Source organism: Nitrospirota bacterium (assembly GCA_016214845.1).
Taxonomy (GTDB): Bacteria; Nitrospirota; Thermodesulfovibrionia; order UBA6902; family UBA6902; genus SURF-23.
In genome coordinates this window covers 126,706-152,596 of record JACRMS010000026.1, presented here as the reverse complement: position 1 = coordinate 152,596, position 25,891 = coordinate 126,706, and the positions used below count along the sequence as shown (strand labels likewise).

Annotated in this window: 28 protein-coding genes; 24 read left to right on the top strand and 4 right to left on the bottom strand. The window is 45.5% G+C overall.

The window, feature by feature from the left end:
• Positions 1-2 precede the first annotated feature (2 nt).
• On the bottom strand, positions 3-1,358 hold the full coding sequence (locus HZB61_08460) for a TldD/PmbA family protein (GenBank protein MBI5056631.1): 1,356 nt from the start codon (positions 1,356-1,358) through the stop codon (positions 3-5).
• A gap of 347 nt (positions 1,359-1,705) precedes the next feature.
• Here HZB61_08460 and HZB61_08455 point away from each other — a divergent pair, with 347 nt between their 5' ends.
• The 18 genes from HZB61_08455 (at position 1,706) to hisF (ending at position 18,618) form a co-directional block, all read left to right on the top strand.
• Positions 1,706-2,344, top strand: coding sequence for a prepilin-type N-terminal cleavage/methylation domain-containing protein (locus HZB61_08455; protein MBI5056630.1), 639 nt, complete (start codon positions 1,706-1,708; stop codon positions 2,342-2,344).
• The gene (locus HZB61_08450) at positions 2,326-2,922 is read left to right on the top strand and encodes a prepilin-type N-terminal cleavage/methylation domain-containing protein (GenBank protein MBI5056629.1); all 597 of its coding nucleotides are present in this window, start codon (positions 2,326-2,328) and stop codon (positions 2,920-2,922) included. Before HZB61_08455 ends, HZB61_08450 begins: the two co-directional genes overlap by 19 nt.
• Entirely contained in the window at positions 2,909-3,991 is a 1,083-nt protein-coding gene (locus HZB61_08445) for a PilW family protein (protein MBI5056628.1), read from the top strand. Before HZB61_08450 ends, HZB61_08445 begins: the two co-directional genes overlap by 14 nt.
• Before the next feature lie 13 nt (positions 3,992-4,004).
• Entirely contained in the window at positions 4,005-4,565 is a 561-nt protein-coding gene (locus HZB61_08440) for a hypothetical protein (protein MBI5056627.1), read from the top strand.
• Between the two features lie 26 nt (positions 4,566-4,591).
• Positions 4,592-4,942, top strand: a complete 351-nt coding sequence (locus HZB61_08435; protein MBI5056626.1) for a hypothetical protein — start codon at positions 4,592-4,594, stop codon at positions 4,940-4,942.
• 11 nt (positions 4,943-4,953) lie between these two features.
• Entirely contained in the window at positions 4,954-8,835 is a 3,882-nt protein-coding gene (locus tag HZB61_08430) for a hypothetical protein (GenBank protein ID MBI5056625.1), read from the top strand.
• Positions 8,832-9,821 carry a cadherin repeat domain-containing protein gene (locus HZB61_08425; GenBank protein ID MBI5056624.1) on the top strand — a complete coding sequence of 330 codons (990 nt, stop codon included), beginning with the start codon at positions 8,832-8,834 and terminating at the stop codon, positions 9,819-9,821. The genes HZB61_08430 and HZB61_08425 overlap by 4 nt, the downstream gene beginning before the upstream one ends.
• Positions 9,822-9,946: 125 nt before the next feature.
• Positions 9,947-10,483, top strand: a complete 537-nt coding sequence (locus tag HZB61_08420) for a TlpA family protein disulfide reductase (GenBank protein ID MBI5056623.1) — start codon at positions 9,947-9,949, stop codon at positions 10,481-10,483.
• 165 nt (positions 10,484-10,648) lie between these two features.
• Positions 10,649-11,041, top strand: a complete 393-nt coding sequence (gene gcvH / locus HZB61_08415) for a glycine cleavage system protein GcvH (GenBank protein MBI5056622.1) — start codon at positions 10,649-10,651, stop codon at positions 11,039-11,041.
• The gene (gene lpdA / locus HZB61_08410; GenBank protein MBI5056621.1) at positions 11,041-12,426 is read left to right on the top strand and encodes a dihydrolipoyl dehydrogenase; all 1,386 of its coding nucleotides are present in this window, start codon (positions 11,041-11,043) and stop codon (positions 12,424-12,426) included. The genes gcvH and lpdA overlap by 1 nt, the downstream gene beginning before the upstream one ends.
• 65 nt (positions 12,427-12,491) lie before the next feature.
• The gene (gene kdsA / locus HZB61_08405) at positions 12,492-13,322 is read left to right on the top strand and encodes a 3-deoxy-8-phosphooctulonate synthase (protein MBI5056620.1); all 831 of its coding nucleotides are present in this window, start codon (positions 12,492-12,494) and stop codon (positions 13,320-13,322) included.
• A 114-nt stretch (positions 13,323-13,436) separates the two neighbouring features.
• Positions 13,437-14,405, top strand: coding sequence for a KpsF/GutQ family sugar-phosphate isomerase (locus HZB61_08400; GenBank protein ID MBI5056619.1), 969 nt, complete (start codon positions 13,437-13,439; stop codon positions 14,403-14,405).
• Positions 14,406-14,488: 83 nt separating this feature from the next.
• Entirely contained in the window at positions 14,489-15,004 is a 516-nt protein-coding gene (locus HZB61_08395) for an HAD-IIIA family hydrolase (protein MBI5056618.1), read from the top strand.
• Positions 14,997-15,518 (top strand): CDP-diacylglycerol--glycerol-3-phosphate 3-phosphatidyltransferase, encoded by a 522-nt coding sequence (pgsA, locus tag HZB61_08390; GenBank protein ID MBI5056617.1) that lies wholly within the window; start codon positions 14,997-14,999, stop codon positions 15,516-15,518. The genes HZB61_08395 and pgsA overlap by 8 nt, the downstream gene beginning before the upstream one ends.
• Positions 15,515-16,168, top strand: coding sequence for a glycerol-3-phosphate 1-O-acyltransferase PlsY (gene plsY / locus HZB61_08385; GenBank protein MBI5056616.1), 654 nt, complete (start codon positions 15,515-15,517; stop codon positions 16,166-16,168). Before pgsA ends, plsY begins: the two co-directional genes overlap by 4 nt.
• A gap of 100 nt (positions 16,169-16,268) precedes the next feature.
• Positions 16,269-17,015, top strand: a complete 747-nt coding sequence (gene queC / locus HZB61_08380) for a 7-cyano-7-deazaguanine synthase QueC (GenBank protein MBI5056615.1) — start codon at positions 16,269-16,271, stop codon at positions 17,013-17,015.
• A gap of 12 nt (positions 17,016-17,027) precedes the next feature.
• On the top strand, positions 17,028-17,750 hold the full coding sequence (gene hisA / locus HZB61_08375) for a 1-(5-phosphoribosyl)-5-[(5-phosphoribosylamino)methylideneamino]imidazole-4-carboxamide isomerase (GenBank protein MBI5056614.1): 723 nt from the start codon (positions 17,028-17,030) through the stop codon (positions 17,748-17,750).
• Between the two features lies 1 nt (position 17,751).
• Positions 17,752-18,618 (top strand): imidazole glycerol phosphate synthase subunit HisF, encoded by an 867-nt coding sequence (hisF, locus tag HZB61_08370; protein ID MBI5056613.1) that lies wholly within the window; start codon positions 17,752-17,754, stop codon positions 18,616-18,618.
• A gap of 78 nt (positions 18,619-18,696) precedes the next feature.
• Here hisF and HZB61_08365 read toward each other — a convergent pair whose 3' ends face one another.
• Entirely contained in the window at positions 18,697-19,137 is a 441-nt protein-coding gene (locus tag HZB61_08365) for a CBS domain-containing protein (protein MBI5056612.1), read from the bottom strand.
• 550 nt (positions 19,138-19,687) lie between these two features.
• On the opposite strand from HZB61_08365, the gene HZB61_08360 reads away from it, so the two are divergent.
• The 4 genes from HZB61_08360 to HZB61_08345 all read left to right on the top strand — a co-directional run bounded on the left by HZB61_08360 (position 19,688) and on the right by HZB61_08345 (position 22,824).
• Positions 19,688-20,137: a hypothetical protein gene (locus tag HZB61_08360; protein MBI5056611.1), complete on the top strand. Its 450-nt coding sequence runs from the start codon at positions 19,688-19,690 to the stop codon at positions 20,135-20,137.
• Entirely contained in the window at positions 20,134-20,898 is a 765-nt protein-coding gene (locus HZB61_08355; protein ID MBI5056610.1) for a DUF1829 domain-containing protein, read from the top strand. Before HZB61_08360 ends, HZB61_08355 begins: the two co-directional genes overlap by 4 nt.
• Before the next feature lie 56 nt (positions 20,899-20,954).
• Positions 20,955-21,305, top strand: a complete 351-nt coding sequence (locus HZB61_08350; GenBank protein MBI5056609.1) for an ORF6N domain-containing protein — start codon at positions 20,955-20,957, stop codon at positions 21,303-21,305.
• Positions 21,306-21,459: 154 nt separating this feature from the next.
• Complete coding sequence (locus HZB61_08345) at positions 21,460-22,824, top strand: DUF4263 domain-containing protein (protein ID MBI5056608.1); 1,365 nt, start codon at positions 21,460-21,462, stop codon at positions 22,822-22,824.
• 73 nt (positions 22,825-22,897) lie between these two features.
• Here the strand turns inward: HZB61_08345 and HZB61_08340 are convergent, their stop codons facing one another.
• Positions 22,898-23,932, bottom strand: a complete 1,035-nt coding sequence (locus HZB61_08340) for a DUF814 domain-containing protein (GenBank protein MBI5056607.1) — start codon at positions 23,930-23,932, stop codon at positions 22,898-22,900.
• Positions 23,933-24,032: 100 nt separating this feature from the next.
• Between HZB61_08340 and HZB61_08335 the strand changes: the two genes are divergently transcribed.
• Positions 24,033-24,788 (top strand): ABC transporter ATP-binding protein, encoded by a 756-nt coding sequence (locus HZB61_08335; protein ID MBI5056606.1) that lies wholly within the window; start codon positions 24,033-24,035, stop codon positions 24,786-24,788.
• A 16-nt stretch (positions 24,789-24,804) separates the two neighbouring features.
• Here HZB61_08335 and HZB61_08330 read toward each other — a convergent pair whose 3' ends face one another.
• Positions 24,805-24,993, bottom strand: a complete 189-nt coding sequence (locus HZB61_08330; protein MBI5056605.1) for a DUF1059 domain-containing protein — start codon at positions 24,991-24,993, stop codon at positions 24,805-24,807.
• Positions 24,994-25,110: 117 nt separating this feature from the next.
• On the opposite strand from HZB61_08330, the gene HZB61_08325 reads away from it, so the two are divergent.
• Positions 25,111-25,809, top strand: a complete 699-nt coding sequence (locus HZB61_08325; GenBank protein ID MBI5056604.1) for a DNA alkylation repair protein — start codon at positions 25,111-25,113, stop codon at positions 25,807-25,809.
• The last annotated feature ends 82 nt before the right edge of the window (positions 25,810-25,891 follow it).

Sequence of the window (25,891 nt, the reverse complement as noted above, 5' to 3'; positions counted from 1 at the left end):
TTTCATGCGCTTATATCCATCTCACCGATCAGAAGGCTCGGCGAGCCGATGTTGCCGAAAAATGTAAGATCATCACCGACGCCTTCTATCTTTCTGAACAGTTCAAGGATATTGCCTGAGATCACGGCTTCCTTGACCGGATAAAGCGCTTCACCGTTTTCGATCCAGAGCCCGGAGATGCCTATTGAAAAATCACCTGATATCGGGTTTGCAGTGTGCACCCCCATCGCGCCGAGAATCAGGATACCCTTTGATAACGATTTTACCAATTTATTATTTTCTTCAGCCCTCTGCCCTTTGCCCTCTGCCCTTTGCCTTTCTGCCGGTCTTAGGTACAAATTTGTTATCCCGATACCGGGCAGGCTTTTGAAGCTGCCTCTCACTGCATTGCCGGTAGATTTTGTCCCGGCCTTTTTGGCTGAATACGTGTTATAGAAATAACCGTTTAAAACGCCCTTTGAAATAATCGTCTTGTTTTCAGATGGGACGCCTTCGTCATCAACGGGATTAGTGCCTGAGCCCCACGGCATGGTCCCATCGTCAATGATGTCGACGAGTTCGCTTATAACACATTGGCCTGTTTTACCGGAAAGGAAAGATCTGTTTTTCTGTACCGCCTCAGCGGACATGGACGCGCTTAGGATATCAAGGAAATCAACTGCAACGGACGGATCAAATATTACCGGGGCTTTCACTGTAGAGATCTTTCTTGAACCGAGAAGCTCTATGGCCCTTTTAGAGGCGTTGCGTCCGACTGAATGTAGATCTATATCGCTCATTCTCCTGCTGCCCGCGAAATCCCATCCCATCTGACTGTCTTTATCATCCTGTGCAAGAGTTGTTAAATGCGCTGAATAATAGGTGCTCTCATAACTGACGTTGACCCCTTTTGAATTTACAATGACCGTGCTTCCTATCCGCGCTCCCGCCTCGGCCTTTCTCACCTTTTTGATCCTCTTATCAAAGGCGAGTGCGCTCTCTTCAAGACGCATGGCCTCTTTAATGACGTCATCTTCGGTCAGACTTTTTATTTTTTCATCAAAGATCAAAACATCTCCTGAAGGCATGCAATCAGGGATCCCGGCATACGCATCAACCGCTGTCCACCGGGCGGCTTCAACTGCTTCATTTAATACCTTGTCAATGTCGTCAGTGGTCGTTGTAAAAGCGAAACCGAGTCTCTGATCTTTGATGACCTTCAAGGCCAGGCCATAATCATGCGACGATTTCAAGGCCTCGACCTTTCCGTCTTTTGCCTCTGCGGAAATGCCTTTTACGTTTTTAATGAAAACCTCAGCAGCATCGCAGCCGTTTTTCAAAGCCCTCTTTACTATATCTTCAGCAAAATTACTGTTCATAGCGAACTCCTCCAACTGTCATTCCGGCTTGCCCGTCTGTCATTCCAGCTTGTCTGGAATCATTCTAAAAGAAGGATTCCGAACAAGTCGGAATGACGAACCGGCTGATTCCCGACAAGCTTGAATGACGTTTTATGCTTACCATCTAACGAGTTTTATTAAGTATACAACAACATTCGCCGATAAATATAACGTGTGAGAGCGTTGCAAATCAACATGTAGCAGATTACACAAACTTATGAAACTAATTACATGGATTGGCTGAGCATGGTGGTTAACTCTTTGAAAGAGATGGCTTCTGTTTTTAGCATCACAATTGCTATAAGCTTTATTCAGGAATGGTGATGATGAATATTATCAAAAAAGATTCAGGCTTCAGCCTTATTGAACTGGTCATAGTAGTCACCATAATAGGTATTCTTGCTATCATCGGTATTCCGCAGTACGGACAATTTATCGCTAAAAGCAAGGCGAGAAGGGCTGCTGACGAATTGCTTCAGAACATGAGGCTTACAAGGACAATGGCAATTAAAGAAAACGGGGCCTATTTAATTACCTTTGACGCAGCTGCTAATAATTACAGGATAGGCTTCGACGGCAACGGAGACGGCGATCTGCTTGATAACGTAGACGGTTACGAACGAGATATAAATGGCAATCCTGTTCTTCCAGTTAAGGTTTTTAATTTACGAACTGAATATGGAAATGAAATTGTAGTCGGCAGCGCCAACTTCACAACCAATCCGCCTAATGACCCTAACGGTGTTGCCATTAACAATACGCTATCTTTTCAGATGTTGCCTGACGGCTCAATGAATGCAAACGGGCAAGCCTTACCGGCGCAAGTATATTTTCAGCACAGCGGTCAGGACAGGGGTTACACATTTTGCGTTGAGCTTGCCAATTCAGCGGGCACGATCAATCTTTTTATGTGGGATGGAGATGCAGCCCATACAGGAGAAACCGGATGGCCGGAGCTGAGATGAGAAGACAGAAGTCAGAAGTCAGAAGACAGAAAACAGAAAAAGGCTTCACTCTCGTTGAGGTAATGGTCGCGCTGGTGGTGCTGCTTGTCGGGATGCTTGGGGTCATTGGGATGCAGTATTACGCAGTAACGGGAAATACATTCAGCAGGGAGATGAGAATAGCTACAAGTCTGGGAGAGGACCTGGTTGAGCAAATGGATGCAATGCCGTACTTAAAACCTGATGGTACTTTGAATTTAATAAGCGGGACGGATACACCTAAACCGCCTGACCCCACTGATGAAGCCGGCAGAATCGCATTATTAGGAAAGAAATCATCCGTAAATGCGGAGCTGTTTACAAGGACATGGTGGGTTGTGCCGGATTGCGTAAGCCTGGATTTAACAAATGATGACCCTGCCAATCCGTGCAATCCCGCCATAGCGGCGGCATGCAGCGCAACAGGCGATCCCGATCCGGTTAGAAATGTCCCGGTTTGCGCAATCCGCGCAAGGACCTGCTGGACAGACCAAAAGAGCGGGACAATACATTCCGTAACTCTTGACACACTTAGATGGAGAGAAAATGCCATACCTTAATGATAAAGGTTACACGCTTACGGAACTGATCATAGCCATTACAATCAGTCTCATACTGATGGCTGCGGCTTCAGCGACATACATTGCGCAGAACCGCTCGTTTGTCGTGCAGGAAAACGTGTCCGAGGTAAATACTCAATCAAAAATAGCTCACGACATGCTAATAAATGATATCAGGAGCGCGGGGTTCGGAACGCCGGATGATATGAATGAAAACACGATAAACGGATTCACTGCTGTCATCACCCCTGTTGATGGCGGTAATAATGCCTCCGACGCGATCACTATTGTGGGCGGTTTCAGAATGATTGGAACAGCCTGGCCTGTTGGAACGGGTCCCGCCACCTCTTGTCCGGCGCCATCCCGTATGTCATTCTTTACGACTACGCAAATCAGCATAATTTATACCGGTCAGGACGGCCCCAATGTTAGCAATAAAAGATATCTGAGCATTGACGGAATGAATTTTGTTCAGGTCCAGAACTGTGCCCTCGATGCAAATGGTATCTGTCTTTCTTCTCCTATCACAATTACCCAGACATCGGTCCCGTTAGTCGACACAGACGGCGACGGTTTATGTGATACAGGCAGGCCTGTGTATCTTGTTGAAGACGCTACATATTGCATTGACAATACTAACATCAATAAGCCTCTTCTGCGAAGAATACGCGGGGGCGGCGATCCGACTACCTGCACAGGAATAGCCACATCTGACGATGAAGTTATAGCTGAAAATATAGAAGACCTTCAGTTTGCATACACTGTTGATGCAATCGACAATATTACTTTGGCCGCCGGTAGCGACGGGCTGATGGATGATCAGGACGGTGACCTTGATTTCGACACGAATGATTATTTATATGATGGAGTAAATGCCGGAGTAATAGGAACCCCTTCCACCATAAGGGCTGTCAGGGTAAATATTCTTGCAAAGTCCGACAGAGCGGACATGAACTACCAGGACCAGGGTATCCGTCCGGCAGCGATTGAAAACCGAAACCACCCGCAGGGTACCGATAATCTCAGGCGCAGATGGTGGCAGACCATAGTAACTATGAAGAATAAGTGAGGGAGAGAGAGATATGCTGAAGAGAAAAAAGATCATTATAAGTTGTTCTGATAGGGATGACAACGGCTACATCCTCATCACGGTGCTCCTTCTCCTGCTTGTGCTTACAGTCGTTGGTATGACGGCGATAGGTACAAGCACAATTGAGAACATGATGTCGGGGAATATCAAATGCAGGGAGAGAAATATTTCCAAGTCTGCCGGAGGCATAGGTATAAGCACGGGGATCATCCAAAGGGCGTTAGGGCCGGACGGGGACACCAAGTGTTTTTCAGGCGTAATCATGGACCCGAATCTGCCGTTTGAATTATTGAACACGTCTTTTGCCACTGATGAGCCGGATACAAATCCTGATGCAACCTTGCAGGTCGATGGCGGAAATCTAAATATTGATATAGACAAAATGTACTCAAAATGGATAAACGGCACCGCAATAGAATATGCTGCCGGATACGAGGGCGTGGGCAAAAGCGGCAGCAGCGGGATTTATGCATTTTACAGGATAAATTCAAACAGCACAGAATGTGCTTCAAATACAACTGTCGGGGCCATATACAGATACGTTAGCAGATAACGCATACATAAGGAGTTATTATGAATATGAAATTATCAGTTTTGATTTTGACGGTATTATTATTGATATCCACTTTAAATGCATGGGGCAAGCAAATAAGGCCGGTCCAAAAAAATAATTCTCAGGATATACAAAATGCTACAGATGAAAGGACTGTATGGATCAAAGGGACCATGACGAAAATAACAAAAGTGTCAGCAGTAATCGAAGGCAGGGAATACAGTCTGACACCGGAGACGGTCATAAAATATGAAGACGGAGAAATTATTCAGGATATCAGAGTTTTTAGGGCCACTGAATCGGCAAAGGTCAACGCGCTGGTTGAAAGAAGCGTTGTTAAGACGCTGGTTATTGAAGAAGTCAGATTGAGGAATTAGGAGGCAACTTTATGAATAGAAAATCAAAAGTAATTTTAACGTCAATAATGTTTATAGCATTGATGGTTAAAGCGGAGTTCTCACGCTCTCAGGACATTAATGATTATACCGCATATCCTCCTTTTGTGTCCCAGCAGACGCCGCCTAACGTGATGATCATGCTTGACGAGTCAGGCTCGATGAATGAGTTTGCTTACAAGACACCCGGTGATCATAGCGCAACAATTTCACCTGACGCAAGTTTTAATCCTGCCACCACTTATTACGGCTACTTTGATTCCACAAAAAAATACAGCTATTCAGCATTAGCAGGCGGGCATTTCTACCAGGACGCGGCGGGCACATGGAATGGCAATTTCATGAACTGGCTGACTATGAGGAGGATGGATGTTGTACGAAAGGTGCTTATAGGAGGAAAGGCAATTCCGAGAATTTCTGGTTCCCCAAACTATCTGCTGGTCAATATCCCGGACAGGGATTATTACAAAAAGTACGCAGTCGCCAGCACCTACGCCCCCTTTACAAATACGAGATGTTTTAGAAACAGCAATGGCAACATAGCCGTATCAACCAAAACAGACGGGACCTGTTCAAATTTTACAGCGGGTACTTATAACATCAAGGTGAAATTCAGCGATACTGAAGAACCTCTGGGCGTTGTGCAGAAGACACGGGACAGGATAAGATTCGGATTAATGTATTACAACAATAGCGGCAGCAAATTTGAGTCCGGCGGCGGCGGCAATTATGACGGCGGCTATGTTCAGGACAACATCAGCGGCCCGGGGACAAACGTAAATCTTATAACGAGTATAGAAAATACCGACCCTTTAACATGGACGCCTCTGGGAGAGACGCTCTATGAGGCGACCCGTTTTTTCAGGGCCACCACCGGCGCATATCGTAACGCCAATTATTCCGCCGCAGGCGTGGACCCTCAGCAGTATGACTGTCAGAAGAATTTTGTGCTTATACTGACTGATGGTGAATCAACCATGGACAGAAACCTCCCCGGTGGCAACTGGAACTCAACGGCGGGCGTAGCAAAAGTAGCAGACCCTATGGGCTTTGATGTGGGAGCATATATGGACTTGATCGCAGCTAATGAAGGCACTGCCAGCCAGAAGGCCGTGGACGCCAATACTTCAATGGGGACCTACTATCTCGAAGGAGTTGCGTACTGGGCGCATATTACTGACCTCAGGCCTACCGACTGGGCGGGCACTCAGAATATTACCACATACGCAGTATTTGCATTTGATGATTCGCCGGTGGGACGCGACCTTTTAAAGAAGACGGCAAAATACGGCGGATTCAGAGATTATAACGCAAACAATAAGCCCGACCTGCAAAATGAGTGGGACGAAGACGGCAACGGTGTTCCGGACACGTATTTTGAAGCGCAGGAAGGCGCCCTGCTTGAGTCGTCCCTTCTGGACGCGCTCACGGATATCCTTCGCCGCGCATCGTCAGGGACCGCTGTCAGCGTGCTTGCCACCACGGGTGAAGGAGAAGGAGCGGTTTATCAGGCGTATTTCTATCCTGAGAAATTAGAAAAAACCGATTCCAGGAAATGGCTTGGTTATCTTCAGGCGCTCTTTGTGGACAAATATGGAAACCTGAGAGAAGACTTTAATGCTAATGCAACACTTGATATGACCTCAGACTACATTGTGGAGATGGAATACAGCGCTGAAGTCGGCACTACGATCAAGAGATACACCGACGCAGACGGTGACGGGGAAAAAGACTCTCCGGATAATCCTGCCGCAATAGTTGCGCTTGAAGACTTGAAGGCGATATGGAAAGGTGGCGACAGACTGTGGCAGACCCCTGCCGCAAACAGGACTATCTTTACTACGACAGACGGCTTTAATACGATTACTTTTAATGATACAAACAAGACTACGTTAAAACCTTATGTCCGCGCGGCAGATGATACCGAGTCGGCCAATATTATTAACTGGATTCGAGGCGATGATCTTACCGGAATAATTGATGCCGGTCATGCCAGCGGATACAGAAAGAGAAGCATTACCATAAATAATGTGGTCAATGTCTGGAAGCTTGGCGACGTCATCTATTCCACTCCAACAGTTGTCGGACGTCCGATGGAAAACTATGATCTTCTCTACGGTGACAGCACTTATACAAACTTCCGGACTACTTACCTGAAGAGAAGAAATGTGGTCTTTGTCGGGTCGAATGACGGGATGCTCCATGCGTTTAACGGAGGTTTTTACAACTCCGGTCAGCACAAGTTCTGCACCGGGGCTGTTGATAACAACGGAAACTGCACAGTCGGGACATACGTCCTCGGTGACGAACTCTGGTCTTTCATACCACGCGGATTATTGCCTCATCTGAAATGGGACACCCTGCCGACATATACCCATGTGTATTACGTGGATTTAAAACCGAAGGTGACGGATGTGAAGATGTTTAATGCCGACGATACCCATCCCGATGGATGGGGGACCATACTGATCGGCGGCTTCCGTTACGGAGGAAAACACATCAAGGACGGAAACAACATCGACAGGTATCCTGAATATTTCGCCCTTGACATAACGGACCCTCTCAATCCGAGACTTCTGTGGACCTTTACAAGTCCTGTTCTTGGATTGAGTATGTCCTATCCGGCCGTGGCAAAGGTTGGAGGCGAGTGGTTTGCAATCTTCGGGTCGGGAGCGAGCTCATCAGTGCCATCATATGACGGAAATAATGTTAATGGTTATGATGTAAATTCAAACCTGACGGCCTTTCAGAACGGCAATGTATTTGTGCTGAAGATGTCAGGAGGCGCTCACGGGGTCATAAGCGCGTGGACCGAAAACACAAACTACTGGAAGATATCAACCGGCAATGCAACCACGTTCATGGCCGACCCGATTTCCGTTGATGTCGATATGGACAATGATGTGGATGTAATGTATATCGGAGAAAACAACAAGCAGGGAAACAACTGGAATACACGTTTAAAAAGGATAACCACAAACAAGGGCACAGAGGGAAGCCCGGCCCTCTGGTCTATGTCCACATTTGCAGACATCAGTACTATTGCAGGGACTAAAGATGTTGTCAAGAGAATTACTGCGGCCCCGTCTGCCGCCATGGATGACAAGGCCAATCTCTACGTGTACTTCGGCACAGGACAGTACCTTGGATCGGATGACAAGAACCAGACAGACACAGGGGCTTTCTACGGGATCAAGGACGGCTGCTGGGACGGGACATGCAGTCTTTCATTTTCAAATCTGCTGGATGTTTCAGCCGCAACCGTAATGACAGACGACAGCGTTTCGGGCGTCAGCGGAAACTGCGGCGCAGTGAACACCTGGTCTGATCTCCTTACCGCATCCAGCACGTGTGACGGCTGGGCCATGTACTTTAAAAACCTCAGCGAAACTGTGGATTTCAACGGAACGGCGCTTAAGCATAATGGAGAAAGAGTGAATGCAAAACCGCTTGTGCTGGGAGGGCTTGTAATATGGGCCAGTTATATTCCCGGGATCAGCGCCTGTTCATATGAAGGAGACAGTAATGTATATGCGGTCTATTACAAAACCGGCACCGCTTACAAGGACTTCGTATTCAGCACACAGAATGACCTTCATCCGAATCCGAATCCAGCGCCCCCGGCTGTCATTGACAGGGTCATGAAGCTTGGAGTGGGCATGCCTTCATCTCTCAGCGCGCAAATAATATCGCAGCCCGGCTCGCAAAACCCCGGCTCCGGCGGTGAATGCAACGGCAGTATTGACAGTTCAGGTTCGAGCTCAATAAAAGGGTTCGCGCAGCAGTCGACCGGCGTTATCCAGCAGCTTGAGAGCATCACCCCTGTTTCTTTAAAAAGCGGCCTGGTCGGCTGGAAGAGTGAAGAGATAAAATGAACGCAGAAGTCAGAAGTGAAGAGAAGTTGAGAAGTTTTGAAGATGAGAAAAAACAGAAAAATCTTACTGAGGCATCTTCCCAACTTCTTAACTTCATATCTTCTATTTATACCCTCTGTGTCTTCTGTGTTTTCTTGCTTTTATTGTCCGGTTGCAGCAGGAAATCTGAGGAGCCTCAAATTGCGGTGCCGGAAACCGTTCAACCGTCTCAAGTATCTTCTGTGGTTATCAGCCCTGAGAACGCCACAGCGCAAACTGTCATAACCTTAAAGGCAGACAGCGGCATTCTGAATAAGGGAGAGATTCAATGGTTTGTTAATGACGTAAGGGATGAAGCTTCAAAAGGTGCGCGTTTTACTTCTGCCGGGATCAGAAAGGGAGATAACGTTTACGCCAGGGTGGTTAAAGGCGACAAGGAATTCCGTTCAAACGGGATAGTAATCAGGAACACCCCACCCGTGATAATTAACTCAAAGCTTTTGCCGCAAACTCCGATGGCTTCTTCCACATTAACAGTTGATGTAAATGCGGAGGACTTTGACAAAGACAGGATTTCGTATAAATATAAGTGGTATCTAAACGATAACTTTATAGGAGAAGACAAATCTCTCTATACTGAGCTTAAGGGCGGCGACAGGATCATGGTTGAGGTCACACCCTTTGATGGTGAAGATACAGGCAGTCCCGTCAGATTGAAAAATACTGTTTACAATATCATTCCTGTTTATACGGAAGGCAAGCCATCAGTTAACGGCAATATTTTTACGTATCAGGTAAAAGCAACCGACCCTGACGGTGACACGCTGACTTACGAGCTTAAAGAGGGACCTGATGGAATGACTATTAACACGTCAAGCGGACTTATCACCTGGAAAGTACCGCAGGGCGACAGGGAACCTCATGATGTAAAAGTATTGATAAGCGACGGTAAGGGCGGTGAAGTGCTTGTTCCATTCTCTGCAAAAATCACTTCTTCAGATAAGTAGACGATTTTTAATTTTCTGCTTTATTAAATCACATCAGTCTTAATCAAAACCTTGATATACTTCTGCATTATTAGCTAATATCAACAAGGTGATTTAAATCCAGGAAAACAGAAAAAGGAAGCAACATGATCAAACGAAAATTAATTGCTCTGATGGCAGCCGCCGTGCTCTCTCTCCCCTTTGTTATTACGCCTTATATTTACGCTCAGAACTTCCTGCCGTTTGAGCTTGAAAAAATCATAGGCGAAAAGGCCCCGGACTTTACTTTAAAGGATATGTCCGGTAAAAGCGTGACCCTTTCTTCATTTAAAGGGAAGCTTGTAGTCCTGAATTTCTGGGCCACATGGTGTCCTTACTGCAGGCAGGAAAGGCCCCACCTCAAATCCCTCTATGAGACATACAAGGGGAAAGATCTGGTGATCATCGCTGTTTCAACCGACAGGTCGGAGAAGCCTCTCAAAAAATTCATGGAATATAATCCTGCCCCATATATAGTATTATCAGACACTGAAGGCTTTGCCGCCGTGCCTTATAATGTCATGAGCCTGCCTACAACGTTTCTTATTGACCGCGAGGGCAAGATCAGCCGCAAGTTTATGGGTATGGTAGAATGGGAAGACAGGGACGCAAAGGGACTGATTGATAAATTACTTAATCAATAGTAAACCCGTCAAAAGCCGGGTGAAAACTCCAGATACTTCTGTTTTTGAGATTGGGGCCTGAAAAGTTTTTTTCTGGACCGGGTAAATTTTCTTGACAAAGATTTTTTCTATTGTTTAGAATTTCACACACCTTAGAAACCATATTATATTTCAAGGAGGGAAAAGATGTATCCTGACGGTCTTAAATATCACAAAGAGCATACATGGGTAAAAGTATCAGGAAAGAAAGCGACTGTTGGTATTACTTTCTACGCCCAGGAGTCACTCGGGGACATTGTTTATATTGATTCGCCCGAAATTGATTCCACGGTCGAAGCAGGCACTGAGCTGACACAGATTGAATCCACCAAGGCAACTTCATCGGTAATCAGCCCTGTCAGCGGAACTGTCATTGAATTTAACGAGGACCTGACGGATTCTCCGGAGATAATCAATGAAGACCCTTACCATAAGGGCTGGATAGCCGTCCTTGAAATGGAGGACGACTCAGAGCTGGATGAATTAATGGACGCTGGCGAATATGAAAAATATCTTGAAGAAGAGGTAAAACTGAAATAATGAAAGTTACAATCATAGGGGCAGGCCCCGGAGGTTATGTTGCGGCGCTCAGGGCTGCGCAGCTCGGCGCTGAAGTTACAGTTATAGAAGAAAGTGAAGTGGGCGGCACATGCCTTAACTGGGGATGCATCCCGACTAAAACATTAATTGCCTCAGCCGAAGTCCTCCACAAAACCAAAAACGCTGAGGATTTCGGGCTTGAGCTAAACGGGACCGTTTCTCCAAATATCCAGAAGATAATGGACAGGAAGAAAAAGGTCGTGGACACACAGGTCAAAGGCATCCGCGGACTTTTCAAATCATGGGGCGTCAAGCTTATTGAGGGCAGGGGGGTCATCGCAAGCCCCGGGAAAATAAAAGTCACCCTCAGGGACGGTTCCACATCGGAAGTTGATACGGACAAAATTATCATCGCTACCGGATCGAGGCCCGCACAGATACCGGTATTCCCTTTTGACGGGCAAAAAATATTGTCCAGTGATCACGCAATAAACCTCGACGTCATTCCCAAAAGCCTTCTCGTTGTCGGCGCCGGGGTGATCGGCTGTGAATTCGCATTTATCTATAGAGAATTCGGTTCAGAAGTCACAATGGTCGAGATGATGCCTCGCGCTGTTTCAACCGAGGACGAGGAAATCTCAGCTCTTCTCGAAAGAGAGCTTAAGAAAAACAAGATAAAGCTGATAACCAATACAGGCGTCCAGAAGGTTGATGTCAAAGAAGACGGGATCACTGCTACGCTTTCAGACGGCAAGACAATTGACGCTGAAAAAGTCCTTGTCTCTATCGGCAGGGCGGTCAACAGCAGGAATCTCGGACTTGAAGACATAGGCGTCAATACGGGCAAGAGAGGGGAGATTATCGTTGATGAAAAACTTCAGACGAACATTGAAGGGATTTACGCCATAGGCGATGTTGTCGGCGGAATTATGCTTGCGCACCTTGCATCAAAGCAGGGCCTTATTGCGGCGGAGAACGCCACCGGCGGCAGCGCGAAGATAAGATACGATGTTATTCCTGCGGCAATCTTTACAAGTCCCGAAATAGCGTCGGTCGGACTGAGAGAACACCAGGTCAAGGAAAAGAATATTAAATATAAAGTCGGCAGGTTCCAGTTCCGTGCGCTCGGAAAGGCCCACGCGATGGGAGAGATATCCGGACTTTTTAAAATAATTGCGGAGGACGGGACGGACAAAATTCTTGGCGCGCATATCATAGGCCCCCACGCCTCAGACCTGATACATGAAGTTGCCGTTGCCATGGAAAGCGGACTTACTGTAAAAGACATCGCACACACCATTCACGCACACCCGACACTTGCTGAAGGCGTTATGGAAGCTGCGGAAGATGTTCATAACATGGCAGTCCATGTGCCGAAAAAGTAAAAGTGAGGTTAAAGTATTTCTTGAACTAAAAAGACAGGCGTCTCGCCTGTCGTTTATTTTTTAATATGCCAACCAAAGAAATAAAGATAGGCAATGTGATAATTGGAGGGCAGCAGTCTCTCGCGTTCATTGCAGGCCCTTGTGTAATTGAAAGCGAAGAGATAACTTTAAGGATTGCCGGAAAACTAAGAGAATATTCAGAAAAGCAAAACATACCCCTCATCTTCAAAAGCTCTTATGACAAGGCCAACAGGACTTCCGTAAATTCCTACAGAGGCCCCGGCATTGATGAAGGGCTGAGGATCCTCCGGAGAGTTAAAGAAGAACTTGAACTCCCCATTCTTTCCGATATTCATTCACCGGAAGAAGCAGCAAAGGCTGCTGACGTGGTTGACGTCTTGCAGATACCGGCGTTTCTCTGCAGGCAGACTGACATCATTGTTGCTGCGGCAAAGACCGGCAGTCCCGTAAACATAAAGAAGGGGCAGTTCCTCTCACCGTATGATGTGAAAAACACAATTGATAAAGCCCGTTCCACAGGAAATGAAAATATAATAATTACTGAAAGAGGCATATCGTTCGGATATAATAACCTTATTGTGGATATGCGTTCGATCCCGATCATGCAGGGATTCGGATTCCCCGTTGTTTATGACGCGACACACAGCGTGCAGTTACCCGGCGGACTCGGCAGTTGTTCTGGCGGGCAAAGGGAATTCATCGGACCGCTTGCAAGGGCGGCTGTTGCAACGGGCTGTGATGCGGTTTTCATGGAAGTGCATGAAGACCCGGATAAAGCGCTTTGCGACGGGCCGAATATGCTGGGCCTCGATAGTTTTTTTGAATTGGCTAAAAGGCTGGTGGAATTGAATCAATTGGTAAGGAAATGGGAGTAAAGTTGTTTTTGTCATTCCCGTGAAAACGGGAATCCAGATACTTTTCCTGCGATAGCGAAATTACACAAGGTACTGGATTCCCCGATCAAGTCGGAGAATGACGATAATGGGATAATGGACAATATCATCAAACAGGCAAAGCACATTCTTGCAATTGAATCCGGGGCGGTTCATGCGCTCATTGACCGCATTAATGAAAACTTTATCCAGGCGATAGAGCTCATGTATTTATGCCACGGTAAGGTTGTGGTCACAGGGATGGGCAAGTCAGGGATTATAGGTAAGAAGATTGCCGCAACACTTGCCTCCACGGGAACTCCTGCATTTTATCTCAACCCCGCGGAAGGCAGTCATGGCGATGTCGGGGTTGTTTCAAAAGGGGATGTCGTGATCGCGATCTCGAACAGCGGAGAGACAGAGGAGGTCATCAGGATACTCCCCACTCTTAAAAGGCTGGATATAAAAATAATCGCCATGACAGGAAACCCGCAGTCAACCCTCGCAAGGACTTCCGATGTATCTCTCGATGTTTCCGTAAAAGAGGAGGCGTGTCCTATGGGTCTCGCGCCGACCGCTTCCACTACCGCTGCGCTTGCGATGGGAGATGCGCTGGCCATCACACTGCTCAGCAAGAAGGGATTTACAGAGGAGGATTTTGCGTTCTTCCATCCCGGGGGCAACCTCGGACGCAGGCTTCTTTTGACGGTGGAAGACCTCATGCACACCGGCGACGCAGTACCGGTTGTACATTCTGATAAACTTATGAAGGACGCCATCATAGAGATCTCTTCCAAGAGGATGGGCATCACCGCAGTTATGGACAGCAATTCAAAGCTGTTGGGCGTTATAACCGACGGAGACCTGCGCAGGGGGCTTGAAAAGTGGGGCGAAAATTTCTTTTCGCTGAAAGCCGGAGATGTGATGACCTACAAGGCCAAAACTATAACAAGCAATGTGCTTGCGGCAAAGGCGGTATCGGTAATGGAGAAGTATTCCATCACCGTGCTCATAGTTGCTGACGAAGAAAACAATATAAAGGGCGTTATCCATCTGCACGATTTACTGAAGGCGGGGATTGTATGAAGAGCAGAAGACAGAAAACAGAAGTCGGAAGTCAGAAGACAGGAAACAGAAAACAGAAGACAGAGGCCAGAATACAGAAGACAATCGAAGAAAAGGCTAAGGACATCAAACTTCTGATACTCGATGTTGATGGGGTCATGACGGACGGGAGTATTATACTTGATAACGAGGGCAACGAATTTAAAAGATTTAACGTCAGGGACGGTCACGGCATTAAGATGCTGCAAAGGTCCGGGATAAAGGTCGCAATTATTACAGGAAGAAAATCCAAAGTGGTTGACCTGAGGGCCGCTGAGCTTGGCATTGCCGAGGTGCATCAGAAGGTCTTCAGAAAATCAGTCGTGTATGGACAATTGCTTGATAAATACAATTACAGGGACGAGGACGTAGCTTTCATGGGCGATGATATCGTTGATGTCGAGCTTCTTAAAAGGACGGGGCTTTCAGCCGTGCCTGCCGACGCGGACGAAGGGACCAAAAAATACGCGGACCTCATAATGAAAAAGAACGGCGGCAGAGGGGCCGTGAGAGAATTTACTGACCTGATCCTGAAAGAATCAGGTCTATGGGAAAGGGTAGCAGGAGAGTTTCTTGGTTAACGTTCCTACCATTATCACATTCAGCCGGATAGTAATAATCATCCCGTTCGTTTTTATCGCCTCAGAGGACCCCTTGTTCGGCGCGATAATTTTTGCAGTCGCGGCAATGACCGACTTCCTTGACGGTTATCTCGCGAGGAGATCGCAGCAGGTAACAAAGCTAGGCATTCTCCTCGATCCGATAGCGGACAAACTCTTAGTCATATCAGCGCTGATAATATTCGTTGATAAAGGCATCATCCCCGCCTGGATAGCCATAGTGATTATCATCAGGGAATTCGTAGTTACCGGGTTGAGGTTCGCCGCGCTTTCAAAGGACATCGTGATACCGGCCGAGATGGGCGGCAAGATAAAAGTGGTCGCTCAGATATCATCGATTCTTGTTTTGTTTATAGACAATACATTAATACCTTTTGATCTATACGCTGTCGGGATTTCATTGCTCTGGATAGCAATGGTCTTAGGCGTTATATCCGGCATTCAGTATTTCATAACTTTCTGGAAACGGCTATGACGGCCCCGCCTCTTTTGATTTACCCTGCCTTATATTTGTTAATACCCGCTGCTTTTTTAATAGGCTCTATTCCTTTCGGCCTCCTTGTGACAAGGAAAAAAGGGATAGACCTCAGGACCACGGGGAGTAAAAATATCGGCGCAACCAATGTACTAAGGACAGCAGGCAAATGGCCCGCGCTGTTAACATTATTGGGTGACGCGCTTAAAGGCGCGGGGCCTGTTTTGATCTGCAATTATATTATTGCCGCTAAAATTACCGACGACCCGGAGATGCTTCAGAATGCCCTGGATTTCTGGGGAGGGCTTGTGGGAGTGTCGGCTGTAGCCGGGCACATATTTTCGATATTTCTTTCCTTTAAAGGCGGCAAAGGTGTTGCAACCGGATTCGGAGTTTTGGCCGCGTACAGTCCTGCATCAGCGGCTGTGACACTGCTGCTCTGGATCGCCACTGCTTTCATTACAAAATATTCATCTCTTGCGGCAGTTGCCGCGGTAAGCGCACTGCCGGTCACTTTCGCACTGCTGGATTACTCAAAAGCTAAAATTGTATTTGGAATTTTGCTTGCCATATTGATAGTCTTCAGACACAAGGAGAACATGAAGCGACTCCTTGAGGGAACAGAATCAAAGATAGGGAAGAAGAAATAAATCCACAGATTTCGCAGATCAATAATGATGATTATGTATCAACTTTAAATTTATTTTTATTAATCTGTGTCATCTGTGTAATCTGCGGATAAATGAAACTATGAAAAAAGCAGTCGTTCTTTTAAGCGGCGGGGTTGATTCGACAACCGTAATGGCAATAGCAAAGGCCCAGAGGTTTGAGGTCTACGCCCTGAGTTTTGATTACGGACAGAGGCATAAGATAGAGCTGGAAATGGCCCGCCTGAATGCGGAAAAATTCGGTGCCAAAAAACACCTCATCATAAATATTAATCTCAGGGACATCGGCGGCTCCGCGCTGACGAGTGATACTGAGGTGCCTAAAACAGGGGTTAGGGATCAGGGGTTAGGGATTAGTAAAGACAATTCATATCCAATCTCCAATCCCCAATCCCCAATCCCCATAACTTACGTTCCGGCGCGCAATACGATTTTCCTTTCCTTTGCTCTTGGGTGGGCGGAGGTTTTGGAAGCAGAGGATATTTTTATAGGGGCTAATGCGATTGACTACAGCGGATACCCTGACTGCAGGCCGGAGTTCATAAAGGCATTTGAAGACATGGCAAACCTCGCAACAAAGGCGTCTGTTGAAGGGAAAAGCAGATTCAAAATTCAAGCCCCTCTGATAAAACTCACCAAGGGCGAGATTATTAAAAAGGGAATTGAGCTGGGCGTTGACTATGCCCTGACCTGGAGCTGTTATGACCCAATCCCTAATCCCCAATCCCTAACCCCTTGCAGGAGTTGCGACAGTTGTTTGCTCCGGGCGAAGGGGTTTAAAGAGGCTGGAGCAGAGGACCCGTTGTTGATTGATAAAAAACCTATCTGATATACTCATACGATGATTATTATACCTGCGATAGATCTTAAAGACAGCAAGTGCGTCCGGCTTCTCCAGGGGAAGAAGGAAGAAGTCACTGTTTATTCAGACGACCCTGCGGCAATGGCAAAGCAGTGGGTCGGGCTTGGGGCCGAGCTGCTTCACATCGTTGACCTTGACGGCGCATTCACCGGCGAGCAAAAGAACCTCGAAGAGATCAAGGTAATAAGAAAAGCAATCGACATCCCGATCGAGGTCGGAGGCGGCATCAGGAACCTCGAAAGAATGGAAACACTTATCAGCCTCGGCGTTGACAGGGTGATCATCGGGACTTCCGCTGCGAAAAACCCCGACATGATAAAGAAGGCCTGTGAGAAATTCCCCGGCAAAGTGCTCGTAGGCATCGACGCGAAAGACGGCAAGGTAGCTATCAGGGGATGGGAAGAGGTCACCGAATTTCACGCGATTGAATTTGCAAAGAAGATGCAGGATGACGGCGCTGCGGGAATTATTTACACTGACATTGAAAGAGACGGGATGCTTACGGGGCCCAACCTTGAAGCAATGGCAAAGATGGTCAGCGCTGTCAGCATACCGGTCATTGCCTCAGGAGGCGTAGCTAAAATTAAAGACATAAAAAATCTCATGCAGATAAAAAACCTTTGGGGCGTGATCACAGGAAAAGCATTGTACGCCGGGACAGTGGATTTGAAGGAAGCAATAGGGCTTACTAAAGGCAATTAGAATGTTGGCCAAACGAATCATACCATGTCTTGACGTTAAGGACGGCAGGGTTGTAAAGGGCGTCAGCTTTAAGAATCTTGTCGACGCTGGCGACCCTGTCGAGAACGCGAAGTATTATGATGAGCAGGGCGCTGACGAGCTCGTGTTCCTTGACATCACGGCCTCTCATGAAAAAAGGAAAACCATTCTCGATGTTGTCGCAAGGACCGCAAACGACGTCTTCATGCCGCTGACTGTCGGCGGCGGTATCAGGACACTTGATGACATCCGTAACCTTCTTAATTCTGGCTGCGACAAGGTTTCAATCAACACCACAGCCGTTGTCAATCCATACTTTATAAGAGAAGCTGCTGAGAGGTTCGGCAGCCAGTGTATTGTTGTTGCCGTTGACGCAAAAAGGCTCAGGGCGGACATGACATTCGAACCCGAAGAACCCTGGTTCAACGATCCGTTTCTAAATGATGTAAGGCTTGAATTGCCTGCTTCCCACTTCTCACTTCCCACTTCTCACTTGTCCTTGACCTGGGCGATCTCCACACACGGAGGCAGGAAGATGAGACTCATTGACGCCGTGAAATGGGCGAAGAAGATGGAAGATCTCGGCTCCGGTGAAATATTGCTCACCAGCATGGACAGGGACGGAACAAAGGACGGTTATGATATTGAACTGACACGCGCGATTGCAGAGGCGGTTTCAATTCCAGTTGTCGCATCCGGCGGGGTAGGGACGCTTGAACACCTGCGCGAAGGGCTTGTTGAGGGCAAAGCAGACGCCGCCCTCGCCGCATCGATTTTCCACTACAGGGAATACACGATCAAAGAGACAAAAGAATATCTGAAGTCCAAAGGTGTTCCGGTAAGGTTGTAGAGTTTCATTTGTTAAAAAAGGGGCGACTGAATATTCAGGCGCCCCTTTTCGATACTACCGCAACTAAAAAAAATAATACTAACTCCCTATCGCCGTAGCATATCTCTCTGTGCAAGGGCTGACGAAAAAATCCATCAGCGAACATCTGTCCACTACTCCGACAAGTCTATCGTTTTTTGTAATGGGGATTACCGTGAAATTGTTTTCGACCATTATATCTATCAGCTCTTCAACCGGCGTATCAATGTCAGCAGTCTTTGGGACCCCCGACATTATTCTGTCCGCAGTAAAGTTGATGGGGTCCATCCCCTCTCTGAATATCCCTATGAGGTTTATCTCAGTTATGATACCAATAACTCTCCTGCGTTCTTTATCATCGACAACGGGAATGCCCGTTAATCGACTCCTCAATAATTTATTAGCGATATCCCTTCCATTTGTGCTTCGTTCCACCCAGTTGTTCTTTGACGCAAAACGTGTACATCCCATTAACATTATGTTCTTTGCTATGATGTTCATTCTCTCCCTCCAAATGGTTTTTTCTTCATTGTTAGAGATCTTGTTTAACAGCAAATCACATAGTCGCGGGCTTTTACATTTTGAGACCTCCTTTCATTCCCCGCTGCCTTTTTGTATCTTCCACGTCCTGCTCAAGCAGTATATTTTGTTAATGGATTAAGATATTATTCACCCCAGCAGGTATCATTCCTGCTCTTGCCAAATAGGTTTATTAAAGCAATTTATATTCCATGAACTTCATGCAATGATAACCATCTAAATTTACAAGCTAAATTTATTTACAAAAAAAGATGACACCTGCTTCCAAATAATGAATTGTGTATTAATTTTGCTACGGTTGAGTCCATTTTAATGCACTTTTGTTCAGGGCGGGTTTGAAACCCGACACCGTAAAGATGTTTACAGGTTCTAAATATACAGGATGCTGAATGCCGTCCCGCATGTCGTAAGCGGGAATCCAGTTTCTTTGAATTCACCTCATGAACAAAAAATCTGTTGCGCTTTATCGCGGTGTTTGCGTATGATATTTCAGTTTTGAAATGGGGGAACAATGGCTGAAATAAATCTTACACAATCGGAAGCTGACGCATTGATTGCAATTGATAAGCACAGATTAAATGATGACAATTGGAATTATCCTTCTCTTGGAGGGACAATATCAATTCCATTGACTTCTGCTGACAAGAGAGAGAACTTCTTCCTTGATATAAGCAAGGGCAGGATCGATCTTCTTAGAGGGAAATATCAGAACAGGGCACGCCAGATAATTGTGCTTGTGCGTATAGATTTCGGAGGGCAACCGCACCGCAATCCTGATGGTGAAGAAATTCCATCACCTCATCTGCACATCTACAGAGAAGCATTTGGTGACAAATGGGCTATTCCGGTACCATCTGATAAGTTTCCCAATATATCTGACTTATGGCAAACTTTGAATGATTTCATGCAATTTTGTAATATTAAAGAGCCGCCAGTTATCGAAAGAGGATTGTTTACATGATTGATGACGTTCAGAAATTATTAGACCAGTATCTGTTATGGCTGAAGGACAAGACATCGCTTCGCCAGGTTAAGGACTGGATTGAAATAACCACTCCTTATTTAGACAGGCACAATGATTACATGCAGATATATGTCAAACGTGAAAATGGGAACTTCGTTATCACGGATGACGGATACACGATTGAAGACCTTCGCCTTTCCGGCTGCGAATTGGAAACTAAAAAACGTAAAGATCTCCTGAATCTGACGCTGAACGGCTTCGGCGTTAAAATAATTAATGATGAGCTAATTGTGCATGCTTCACCGGACACTTTTGCCTTGAGGAAACATAATCTGGTACAGGCCATGCTGGCAGTAAATGATCTTTTCTATTTAGCTGTCCCTATGGTCGCAAGTCTTTTTCTTGAAGATGTTTCTGCATGGCTGGATTTAAGCGAGATACGCTATACTCCAAAAGTTAAATTCACTGGTAAGAGCGGCTATGACCATCTCTTCGATTTCGTTATCCCCGCATCTAAAAAACAGCCGGAGCGTATTCTTCAGACAATAAACAGGCCAAGCCGTGATACGGCCCAGGCAGTGGCCTTTTCCTGGATCGATACAAAAGAAGTACGCCCGGCCAACTCACGGGCATATGCTTTTTTAAATGATTCGGAACATGCACCGACAGCGTCCGTGCTGGACGCTCTTAAGAATTATGATGTGAGTCCGGTTCTTTGGAGTAAGAGAGAAGAGTTGAGGGAAGAATTGGCTGCTTGAATATCCAAGCCCCTGAATGCCGTCATTCCCGCATGTCGTAAGCGGGAATCCAGTTTATGTTTCAGTTGACGAGGGATGAATACACTAAACTTTCAAGGTACCTATTTGGCACCTTGAAGCGTGGACAGAATATAAAATATTCCCCGTATGCCTTTACCGAGAATGGGGTTGCAATGCTATCCAGCGTATTAAACAGCAAAAGAGCAATTCAGGTAAACAAACAAATCATGAGAACGTTTACAAAAATCCGAAGCATACTTGCTTCCAATGCCGCACTTGCAAGAAAAATGAAATCGCTGGAAAAGAAATATGATGAACAATTCAAGGTTGTCTTTGATGCGATAAGGCAATTGATGTCTCCGCCGGAGAGGAAGAAGATTGGGTTTAAGAGAGAGGCTGAAAGCTGAAAAATCTGTTGCGCTTTATTGATGTATTTACGTATGATATTTTTGAAGTTGAGTGATGGAGGGTGAATTGATTATGTGCGTTCGGGATCTTTGGCGTAACTGGGAAGAAGTAAGAGAAAAGTTGGCGGCATAGTTAGTGGACAAATGATATGGAATGTGTCCCTCTAAATTTAAAGAGAATTTGCGTGAAGAGAGTGAAAATATCTTGGATTCCATAACAGTCAATTACGCTGATTTTAAAGAAGTTATATACGAAGATGGGAAAAGTCTTTTCTTTGATGAAAAGTATTCTTTTCATAACCACTTTGGACATAAAAGAAAAACAACAAAATTTCCATTCCATAAAAATATGTTGCAGTTTCTAACAGAAAATTCCCAAGTGAACATTTTCATTACTTTGGATGAGAACGTAAAACCAATTAAAAAGATTGATCAAGGATTTTTAATAAACATGGTTTCCTATTGTGATTTTTGTAAAACTATAGGAACTAAAACAGGTGGTAGATTAAAAGCGTTTCTTGGTCAAAATCTTAGCATCAAGGATATTAACCTTACAGAAACAGACAAGGATGAATTTATTAGGACCTATGCTTCTGAGAAAAATATAGTTGAAGTTGTTAGAGGTTTTACTCCTGATGCTCAAAATAAAATTTTAGATTTGCTTAATTCTCAAAAAGCAACTAATACGTCTACGGAAAAAAGGGGAATTGAACAAATTAAGATTATCGAAACAACAGATGAAATTCTATCTATATTTAATGGCCTAAAAGAGATTGATCCAAAAGTGTTAAAAATATTATTGGATAAACTCAATAAAGATGACAAGATTACAAATCTTCTTTCTTCTTTAACAGAAATAGAATTAACAAACTTATTTGCAACACATAGGCACAATATTTACCAAACAGAATTAGATAATTTAGAAAAGCTACTCTCTATAGAAGAAACAGGCAATATTGTTGAGGAAATAAAGAATTATGATAGCCTGAAATCTTATATGGCGAATCAGCCTGAAAAGATTTTTCAGAATTGGATTGAACAAAATTTATGGGTATTCGGTGTTGAATATATAAAAAAACATGATGCAAGAAAAATAGCACTGTTTAGTGAAGGAGATTTATTAATGGAATCAATTGATGGCTTTTTAGATTTAATAGAACTAAAAAGACCAAGATTAGATTATGAGATTTTTAAGCATGACTTAAGTCATAACAGTTACTACCCATCACCAGATTTATCAAAAGCTATCGGACAATGTTTGTTCTATCTAGAAAAAATGGATGACTATAAACTTAATTTAGAAAAAGAACACAAAGTGAAAATATTAAGACCGCGAATAAAAATTATTGCAGGTAGAACAAATAATTTTAAAGATGCCCAATTCCAAGCACTGCGAATGTTGAACTCTAACTTAAACCATATTCAAATAATATCTTATGATTATTTATTAAGTTGTGGTAAGAAGATAATTTCAATAATAAACGAGACAACCGGGGTCAAACCTTCATTAAACATTTAAGCAATCCCTATGATGACATCCGGGGAAGCACCTTCGAGAGTTAAGAGCAAAAAATAAGGAACTGGCTTCCCCTTCAAGTCCTCGATGACAAACTCAACGGCGGTTTCTTCTCAATCCTGTACAACTCAATCAACTCATTATCCGCAGGCTGAACATTCAGGTGGGAGGTTTTGTCTCCGAGTAAAACCGTCACATCAACTTCATCAAGTTTCTTTGCATCGGAATATCTCGCGCACAATGAGGCTGCCGCTGTAAGCGCTTCATCTGTTACTTTGCCCCGGAGGATAACGAGGGGGCTGCCGACGCCGTCGACTCTCAGCAGATAATCATCCGGGCCGGCGACTGAGTTGATGATCTCATTTTCCTGGTCATGTCTTCCCACAATAATTTTGCATTCAGGAGAGAACCTGAAATGCCTGCCGACACGCAGAAGGTTTATGTCTTTGTATTCAGGGTTGACGTTGAAGGTTAGAAGGTCTTTCAATTTGAAAGAGTAGATCGGCTCTGTGAGGAGGCATCCGCCTGCGGGCATGGGATATTCCGTTAAACCGAATTCAGTGGCGAGCGCCATCTGCGGCTTTCTCGAACGGCCGGTGAAATTAAGGAGCATGTCACGATTGACCAGGCCTGTCTCTTCAGGGATTGTGACCGGAAGATACTTCGCGCTTAGCGGTCTCACCACCAGTCCTTTCACGCCGGCTGCCTTGTCGATCATCGGGAAGCAATCTTTCCTCTGGCTCATCGGCCTCTGTCCGAGCACTTCACCTGTTACAAGGAAATCAGCGCCGATGAGGTCCATCATCTGCTTTGCCTCTTTCAGCATCAGTATCCGGCAGTCAATGCACGGGTTCATATTCTTGCCATGTCCGTGCTGTGGTTTTTTCACTATGTCGAGGAACTTATCCGAGAGATGTGAAAGCTTTACCTTGAAACCGAATTTCACTGACGCGGCAAAAGGGTCTTTTGAACAGGATGATTTGTCGCTGATGTCGCAGCCGAAGTGATTTAGGAATGTTATGGCCGTGACATCAATGCCCTGCTTCATCATTACGAGTATGGCGAGGGTGCTGTCAAGGCCTCCTGAATATAGCGCTACTGCTTTAGGCATAGATGGATTTTACTATGAGATGGTTCGAACATGCAATTATGAACGTGTTTACAATCTAACGCGGCATTAATATAATTAGAGTCTGTCCGAAACATTAATTATGCTTAAACTTGAAAGTGTGCACACATCTTATGGACGCATCGAGGCGATCAAGGGGATAAACCTTGAGATCAGCAGGGGAGAGATCGTCAGTCTCATAGGAAGTAACGGGGCAGGCAAGAGCACTACCCTGATGACGATATCAAGGATACTCAGTCCTTCAAAGGGGAAGATATTTTTTGAGGGTAATGAGATCCACAACCTGCCCCCGCATGAGATCGTCTCAAGAGGTATATCGCAGGTACCGGAAGGCAGAAGGATATTCCCTAAATTGACGGTAAGGGAAAATCTTGAAATGGGGGCGTTTTTAGAAGACAGAAGACAGAAGTCAGAAGTCAGAAGTAGGGGCGATTCGCGAATCGCCCCTACGGGGACAGGAATCAAAAATCAATTGGAATATATTTTCTCGCTATTCCCGGTTCTTAAAGAGAGGCAGAAACAATTCGGCGGCACATTGAGCGGGGGGGAACAGCAGATGCTCGCGATCGGAAGGGCGCTCATGTCAAGACCCAAGCTCCTTCTGCTTGACGAACCTTCTCTCGGATTGGCCCCGATCATAGTAAGCAAGATATTCAAGACTATAAAAGAACTAAATGCCGAAGGGCTGACAATACTGCTTGTCGAGCAGAATGCAAAGGCGGCCTTAAGATTGGCGCACAGGGGATATGTCATTGAATCAGGCAGGGTCGTAAAAGAAGGGAAGGGGAAAGAGCTTCTCGATGACCCGGATATAAAGAAGGCGTATCTTGGAGAATGATCTGCGACCACCTGCCTTAGTCGGTTGGTTCCTGCTCGCGGATCTTGGCCTTTATTTTTTCAAGCATCATTTCCGTCATCTCTTTACAACCGTGTTTTTCCAGGGCATGGGCCATGATCTGCCTTAAGACGTCTTCATCTGTTTCACCGGAACAACCCCACTTACAGGACACTCCGAGGTCTCTGCAAAAAAATATCTTCCCCATGTTATTGCTCCTCTTTATACATCTTATTTCTGAGTATACCAAAACGTTATAGGTTTGAAAATATAAAGCGCTGAGAACGGAAATGGTATAATCATACCTGCTTTGAACACAAAGCCTATGCTTAAAAAGTTAAGAACAGATTTGAGGAAACTCGCAAGCCCGGAGAAGGCTGACATACTTTCACGGTTTTTTAAGACCGGGAAGGGACAGTACGGCGAAGGAGATGTCTTCCTCGGAATTAAAGTGCCTGAACAGCGCAGGGTCGCAAAGCAATATCCTGACCTGCCATTAAGTGAAATAAAAAAACTGCTTCATAGCAAGATTCACGAGGAGAGGCTTGTTGCCCTTCTCATCCTGATCATTAAATACGGAAAAGCAGGTGATGAAGGGAAAAAGGCCATCAATGATTTTTATCTTAACAACACAAAGCGGATAAACAACTGGGACCTCGTAGACCTCTCAGCGCCGAATATTTCAGGAGACTATCTTATTGATAAAGACAGGGGTGTCCTCTACAAACTCGCAAACTCGGAAAGTCTCTGGGAGAGAAGGATCGCCGTCATGTCGACCTTTGCTTTTATCAGGAAGAATGACTTTGAAGACACGCTGCGTATCGCGGAAATACTTTTGCGCGACAGGCACGACCTCATTCAAAAGGCTGTGGGCTGGATGCTCAGAGAAGTCGGTAAAAGAGATCAGGCCAAAGAAGAGGCATTTTTAAAAAAACATTACAAGGCAATGCCGAGGACGATGCTGAGATACGCGATAGAGAGATTTGAAGAGGGAAAGAGGAGGGCGTATCTTAAGCAGGGCTGAAAACTTCTTGTAAGCAAAATTGATTTTTGTTAGAATCTGTTGGCCCAGACGTAATGCGTGATGCGTAATGCGTAACGGGTTA

Excerpts from the sequence above, each read along its gene's own strand:
- HZB61_08460 (MBI5056631.1), bottom strand. The coding sequence starts at position 1,358 with ATGAACAGTAATTTTGCTGAAGATATAGTAAAGAGGGCTTTGAAAAAC.
- HZB61_08455 (MBI5056630.1), top strand. The coding sequence starts at position 1,706 with ATGAATATTATCAAAAAAGATTCAGGCTTCAGCCTTATTGAACTGGTC.
- HZB61_08450 (MBI5056629.1), top strand. The coding sequence starts at position 2,326 with ATGGCCGGAGCTGAGATGAGAAGACAGAAGTCAGAAGTCAGAAGACAG.
- HZB61_08445 (MBI5056628.1), top strand. The coding sequence starts at position 2,909 with ATGCCATACCTTAATGATAAAGGTTACACGCTTACGGAACTGATCATA.
- HZB61_08440 (MBI5056627.1), top strand. The coding sequence starts at position 4,005 with ATGCTGAAGAGAAAAAAGATCATTATAAGTTGTTCTGATAGGGATGAC.
- HZB61_08435 (MBI5056626.1), top strand. The coding sequence starts at position 4,592 with ATGAAATTATCAGTTTTGATTTTGACGGTATTATTATTGATATCCACT.
- HZB61_08430 (MBI5056625.1), top strand. The coding sequence starts at position 4,954 with ATGAATAGAAAATCAAAAGTAATTTTAACGTCAATAATGTTTATAGCA.
- HZB61_08425 (MBI5056624.1), top strand. The coding sequence starts at position 8,832 with ATGAACGCAGAAGTCAGAAGTGAAGAGAAGTTGAGAAGTTTTGAAGAT.
- HZB61_08420 (MBI5056623.1), top strand. The coding sequence starts at position 9,947 with ATGATCAAACGAAAATTAATTGCTCTGATGGCAGCCGCCGTGCTCTCT.
- gcvH (MBI5056622.1), top strand. The coding sequence starts at position 10,649 with ATGTATCCTGACGGTCTTAAATATCACAAAGAGCATACATGGGTAAAA.
- lpdA (MBI5056621.1), top strand. The coding sequence starts at position 11,041 with ATGAAAGTTACAATCATAGGGGCAGGCCCCGGAGGTTATGTTGCGGCG.
- kdsA (MBI5056620.1), top strand. The coding sequence starts at position 12,492 with ATGCCAACCAAAGAAATAAAGATAGGCAATGTGATAATTGGAGGGCAG.
- HZB61_08400 (MBI5056619.1), top strand. The coding sequence starts at position 13,437 with ATGGACAATATCATCAAACAGGCAAAGCACATTCTTGCAATTGAATCC.
- plsY (MBI5056616.1), top strand. The coding sequence starts at position 15,515 with ATGACGGCCCCGCCTCTTTTGATTTACCCTGCCTTATATTTGTTAATA.
- queC (MBI5056615.1), top strand. The coding sequence starts at position 16,269 with ATGAAAAAAGCAGTCGTTCTTTTAAGCGGCGGGGTTGATTCGACAACC.
- hisA (MBI5056614.1), top strand. The coding sequence starts at position 17,028 with ATGATTATTATACCTGCGATAGATCTTAAAGACAGCAAGTGCGTCCGG.
- hisF (MBI5056613.1), top strand. The coding sequence starts at position 17,752 with ATGTTGGCCAAACGAATCATACCATGTCTTGACGTTAAGGACGGCAGG.
- HZB61_08365 (MBI5056612.1), bottom strand. The coding sequence starts at position 19,137 with ATGAACATCATAGCAAAGAACATAATGTTAATGGGATGTACACGTTTT.
- HZB61_08360 (MBI5056611.1), top strand. The coding sequence starts at position 19,688 with ATGGCTGAAATAAATCTTACACAATCGGAAGCTGACGCATTGATTGCA.
- HZB61_08355 (MBI5056610.1), top strand. The coding sequence starts at position 20,134 with ATGATTGATGACGTTCAGAAATTATTAGACCAGTATCTGTTATGGCTG.
- HZB61_08350 (MBI5056609.1), top strand. The coding sequence starts at position 20,955 with ATGTTTCAGTTGACGAGGGATGAATACACTAAACTTTCAAGGTACCTA.
- HZB61_08345 (MBI5056608.1), top strand. The coding sequence starts at position 21,460 with ATGTGTCCCTCTAAATTTAAAGAGAATTTGCGTGAAGAGAGTGAAAAT.
- HZB61_08340 (MBI5056607.1), bottom strand. The coding sequence starts at position 23,932 with ATGCCTAAAGCAGTAGCGCTATATTCAGGAGGCCTTGACAGCACCCTC.
- HZB61_08335 (MBI5056606.1), top strand. The coding sequence starts at position 24,033 with ATGCTTAAACTTGAAAGTGTGCACACATCTTATGGACGCATCGAGGCG.
- HZB61_08330 (MBI5056605.1), bottom strand. The coding sequence starts at position 24,993 with ATGGGGAAGATATTTTTTTGCAGAGACCTCGGAGTGTCCTGTAAGTGG.
- HZB61_08325 (MBI5056604.1), top strand. The coding sequence starts at position 25,111 with ATGCTTAAAAAGTTAAGAACAGATTTGAGGAAACTCGCAAGCCCGGAG.